Here is a 3,462-nt window from a genome sequence, read left to right as displayed (position 1 = left end):
GGGCCATCACCAGCGAATCGGCACCCAGATCCGTGAAGAAGTTGCCGTCCACCGGCACCTGCTCCGTACGCAGGACCCCGGCCAGAACGTCGGCCAGCAGGCTCTCGGTGCCGGCGACCGGCACCTCCGTCGGGGACTCGACCAGCGAACCGGACGGGGGGACCTCCTGCGCCGGGGACGACGTGCTGTCCGTGAACGCAGTGGCCAGACCCCGGACCGTCGGATGCTGGTAGATGTCCTTCATCGACACCGTCGGCAGATCGTCCCGCTTGCGCACCCGCGCACAGAACTGGGCCATCACCAGCGAATCGGCACCCAGATCCGTGAAGAAGTTGCCGTCCACCGGCACCTGCTCCGTACGCAGGACCCCGGCCAGAACGTCGGCCAGGAGCCCTTCCGTGCCGGCGGCTGGATCCGTGCCCGCCCTGGTCTCGGAAGACATGTGCCGTCGCCTCCAGTCAGGCCGTCCACTGTCGGATGACCGTCGAAACCCTCACCCCTGCTGCGCGCTCGGGACGTCACACCAGCAGCGGCACCCAGCGCCTTCCGGTCGCCGGTCGACCGGCCGGGGAAGCGGCAGGCACCCGGCCCGGAAGAGTCGGCCACGGCCGGCGACGAGAGCTGCCCGGCGTGGAGCTGAGCCTTGTCCCATGTTTCCAGGCTCCGAAAAAATAGTGATTTCAACCATCCGACAGGTGTCCGGAGCACCCCCGCCGACCGGCGGGGAGCCTCCGGGCCATGTGGCTGGTGGAGGCATCACGAGCAGGGGCCCCGAACTGCTGCCCGCACAGCACCACCGTCGCGCCCAGCACGGGCGCCCAGCACGGGCAGGGCCCGCGTACGGCGACAGGAATGGCGAAGGGTCTGCGCAGATGCGGCTGCCGGAAGGCCGGGGCATCGGCGCCGGCCGGCGGACCGGCCCGGTGACCTCGCCCCCGGCCGATCACCTGCACGCAGCCGCGCCCGCGTGAGCCGACCGACACAGACGGGCAGGAGCAGGAACTGCTCCCGCACAGCCGACCGGGGAGCCTCGTGCCGCATCCGACCCCCGCGTCACCCGCAGGATCCGGCTCAGTGCGCCGGGCCGTGGTACGGAGTGGTGACATCGTCGTAGGCCAGGTGCATGATCATGCCGCTCTCGGCGTGTTCGAAGTTGTGGCAGTGGTCCATCCACACACCGGGGTTGTCGGCGCTGAAGTCGATCTCATAGCTCTCACCTGGGGCGACATTGAGGGTGTCGGTCCACCAGGTGCTGCCGGTGACCGCCTCGCCGTTGCGCGAGATCACCCGGACCCGGTGGCCGTGCAGATGCATGGGGTGGTCGATGATCCCCCGGGCGGTGATGCGCATCCGCACCCGGTCGCCCTCGCGGACCATCAGGGTCGGCACGGCCGGCGAGAGACGGCCGTTGATCGTGTCCGTGAAGGTGAACGTGCCTCCGCTGAAACCGAAGCCGTTGTCGAGCACGAGGTCGAAGTCCCGGTCGTACGGGCCGCCTTCGGGCTTCGGACCGGTCCGCTTGCCGTACGACAGGCGGTCGAAGAGATCGCCCGGCTTCAGCGCGGCGGGTTCGGCGCGCCCGTCGGGGCTGAAAGCGAGGGCCGCCTCGTTGGGGATCTCGGAGGTGTCCAGCCGTAGCGTCACCAGGCCGTCCGGCATGGTGAAGGCCACGTCGTAGCGGCCTCCGGCAGCGAGGAACAGGTCCGTGCCGGGCTTCAGTTCTCCCGGTTCGCCGATCGGGTTGCCGTCGTGTGCGGTGACCCTGAACGGGGTGCCCCCGAGCAGGATCCGGTGCGGCTCCTTGGAACTGTTGATCAGCCGGAGCACCACCGGGCGGCCGGCCGGGACAGCGCGGCGTTCGGCACTGTCGGCTGTGCCGAACGCGCCGATCTGGTCCTCTCCGCCCGGCCACAGGTGGGTGAACACGTTCTGCTGCACGCCTTGCTGGCCGTCCTCCACGATCAGCGCACCGAACAGGCCGCGCTCCACGGAGCGTTCGGCGTCCCGGTGCGTGTGGTACCAGTAAGTGCCGGTGCGGTCGGGTACGAAACGGTAGACATGGCTCCCGCCGGGGCGGACCGGGTTCTGGGTGACGCCCGGCACCCCGTCCTCCGCGTTGGGCACGTCCACTCCGTGCCAGTGCAGGGTGACGCCCTCGATCACATCCTTGTTGACCAGGGCGACCTCAACCAATTGTCCCTTTCTGACGCGCAGTTCGGGGCCCGGGCTGGTTCCGTTGAAGGTGAGCGCGTCGATCCTCTTGCCCGAGGACAGCCGTACGGTGCCCCGCGCGGCGGTCAGGGTGAAGCGGGCGTCGGGGGTGCCGTCGCGCGGGCCGGTCAGCGCGTCCACGGAGCGCATGGCCGGGGCGCCGGCGCCGTGCCCGTGGCCCATGGCGTGCACGAAGTGCCCGGCGCGCTCCGGGCCGCCGCCCCAGTCCATCGTCGCGGACTCGCCGACCAGGAGCAGGCTGCCCAGCGCGGCCGCGGTGACCACGGCGGCGATCCCGGAGAGCCAGGGCAGCCGGGCCGGGCGGCTGCCGCGGGAGCGCCGGTCGCCGAGCAGGAGGGACGCCCCGATCGTCGTGGCCAGGACGAGAGCCGACGCCCCGGCCGCGACCGGCAGATCCTGTGGACCGGGCGGGACGTACAGGAAGTAGAAGGACAGCCAGGCACCCATCGCCGTGGTGTGCACGGCGACGGCACTGGGCCGCACCAGCGCCCACACCAGCGGCAGCACCACGACGGGCAGGCCGAGCAGGAATCGGTGGGTGACCAGTTGCCACCCGCTGGTGGCCAGCAGCAGGACCGCAACCGCCAGCCGGGCGGCGACGACCGCGGCGGTGACGTACAGGACGACCGGACGTCGCCGTACCTCGCCCTGCTGTGGTGCGGGCTGTGTCTGGCGGCGGCCGGCCCGGCGGCCCAGCAGGCCGCCGCTGATCGCCAGCACGAAGGCCAGCACCAGATCGGTGAGGAAGAGAGGCTCGGCCACTACTCCGCCGCTTTCTTCAGGGCGTCGAGCCAGGCGCTCAGCGAGTCGTCCAGCGCGGCGGCGAGGTTGTCCCGGTCGGCGTCGACCGGCGCGCCCGCCCACGACTCCCGGGTGCGGACCACGACGCCGTCGCCGTCCTCGGTCAACGTCCACTCGTGCACGCCGGTGATGCCGTGCGCGGGACCGCCCCACAGGATGCGGTGCCGGCCGTCGACCGCGTAGACGGTGGAGTCGATGGACAGGCCCGCGGTCACCCAATGGAAGGTGGTGCCGGGGGCAATGGGGCCGTCGAGCCGGGCCTCGGTGATGTCGGGCTGCCAGTCGGGCCAGAAACCGATCCCGGTGTGCAGCTGCCAGACCCGCTCGAGAGGAGCGGCGATCCGGATGGTGTGGTCGGCGATGACGGGGGCGTTCTCGTCGATGGTCGTGGGGTAGGTCATGTCGGTTCCTCGATGTCGGGGGCCCGGG

General features: G+C 71.2%; 3 protein-coding genes. All 3 read right to left on the bottom strand.

All coding sequences use genetic code 11. The annotated features are described in order from the left end of the window. Positions 1–442, bottom strand: a 442-nt coding sequence (locus AC068D_RS09315) for a phosphopantetheine-binding protein (RefSeq protein ID WP_478822344.1), incomplete at its 3' end; no start/stop codon positions are given. 629 nt (positions 443–1,071) lie between these two features. Then, positions 1,072–2,994, bottom strand: a complete 1,923-nt coding sequence (locus tag AC068D_RS09310; RefSeq protein WP_478822343.1) for a multicopper oxidase family protein — start codon at positions 2,992–2,994, stop codon at positions 1,072–1,074. Beyond that, a complete protein-coding gene (locus tag AC068D_RS09305; protein WP_478822342.1) occupies positions 2,994–3,434 on the bottom strand; it encodes an SRPBCC family protein in 441 nt (146 codons plus the stop codon). The genes AC068D_RS09310 and AC068D_RS09305 overlap by 1 nt, the downstream gene beginning before the upstream one ends. Positions 3,435–3,462: the final 28 nt, after the last annotated feature.

This window comes from Streptomyces sp. NPDC043861 (assembly GCF_056435905.1).
The sequence above is the reverse complement of the archived record's forward strand: the minus strand, read 5'-3'. Positions and strand labels throughout refer to the sequence as shown.

Coding starts and splice junctions, on each gene's coding strand:
- AC068D_RS09305 (WP_478822342.1), bottom strand. CDS start 3,434: ATGACCTACCCCACGACCATCGACGAGAACGCCCCCGTCATCGCCGAC.